The organism is Pseudomonas sp. NFACC24-1 (genome assembly GCF_900115235.1).
GTDB lineage: Bacteria > Pseudomonadota > Gammaproteobacteria > Pseudomonadales > Pseudomonadaceae > Aquipseudomonas > Aquipseudomonas fluorescens_AA.
Map to the genome: position 1 here is coordinate 1 of NZ_FOVS01000093.1, position 1,130 is coordinate 1,130.

A 1,130-nucleotide genomic window follows, 5' to 3' on the forward strand; every position below is an offset into this window, starting at 1 on the left:
GGGAATGTCGCCAGGGACGCTCTGCGTTCCGCTTCTGAATGTGACGCAGAGCGTCACGGGATGCATTCCCACGCGGAGCGTGGGAACGATCAAACTAGACAACTCAGAGTGTCAGGGATTGAGTTCGCTGCTTTAGGGATGCATTCACGCAGCAGGTAACGATTAAATACTCTTTCTAAATTAAGTTATGAGTTTTCGGCCACTTCTGACTGATAGCGCTTGAGGCAGCTCAGCAAAACTCTCATAAAGTGAGGCGGATCCTTAACATCATCATCGAAATATGTGGTTATCCTCGAAAATATCTCATCAAAATTCGCCCCCTCTTCCAGATAGAAGGAAATTTTTTCAATAAACCATTCGCGCTCATGAGATTGAAATGTTAAAAAATCAGCTTTAAGCAAGGAATCAAACAACTCCACCAACTCAGAGTCGGCGTTGATATCCTTCGAGACAATAATCTCCTCCCTTGCCTCATCTATCGTATTCTCTATATCAAATACAAATAAGAGACTTCTTAGCACAACCATATCAGACGACTTCGTCATCACTCAAATTCCGTATAACTGGTTATCGGAAGGCCTTTGTCATTCAGTATCACCACAGCCTTTGTTTGCTCGCCATATTCCAACCCTTCCTTTTTATATCCCTCTCCGACTTTTCTTCCAAACTCAATAGGCTCACGAGATTGCTGCAGACCACTTTCTTTGAAAACAAGCCGTGCTCTATTTATCGCATAAAGTTGATCTCGATGACTTATGAAGTGTGTTGCCGCAGTAGGGATTTTAGGTTCTCCCTTTTTTTTACCTTTGGTATAACGTTCAATTTCACCCGTTGTAGGGTTTTTACCAGATTGCAGCCGTTCCATTTGCGATTGCAAGGTAGTCTGCGCACCGTGTTTTTCCAGAAAGTGAGCACCATCAATAGAACCTTCCATCTCCCTTAACTCCTTATAAGCTTTTGCCTCCGCTAGTTCATGCTCCTGTGCCCGCTGCTCCGCCGTCATCGGCAGCGTCGGCTCACCCTCATCTACCTGAACCTTCCCCGCCGGATCCTGCCCCCCAACCGCCGGCCGACACCCACCCTTCCCCGGGCAATCCACCAACCCCAACGGATCCACCCACCCCGTCGGG

Annotated in this window: 1 protein-coding gene and 1 pseudogene; both read right to left on the minus strand. The window is 47.2% G+C overall.

The genetic code is table 11. The features are described 5' to 3' along the window. Positions 1–185: 185 nt before the first annotated feature. Complete coding sequence (locus tag BM317_RS29670) at positions 186–545, minus strand: hypothetical protein (protein ID WP_092177200.1); 360 nt, start codon at positions 543–545, stop codon at positions 186–188. Then, positions 545–1,130: pseudogene (locus BM317_RS29675) on the minus strand (type IV secretion protein Rhs); the annotation flags it as partial. The gene BM317_RS29670 and the pseudogene BM317_RS29675, both read right to left, overlap by 1 nt.

Coding starts and splice junctions, on each gene's coding strand:
- BM317_RS29670 (WP_092177200.1), bottom strand. CDS start 545: ATGACGAAGTCGTCTGATATGGTTGTGCTAAGAAGTCTCTTATTTGTA.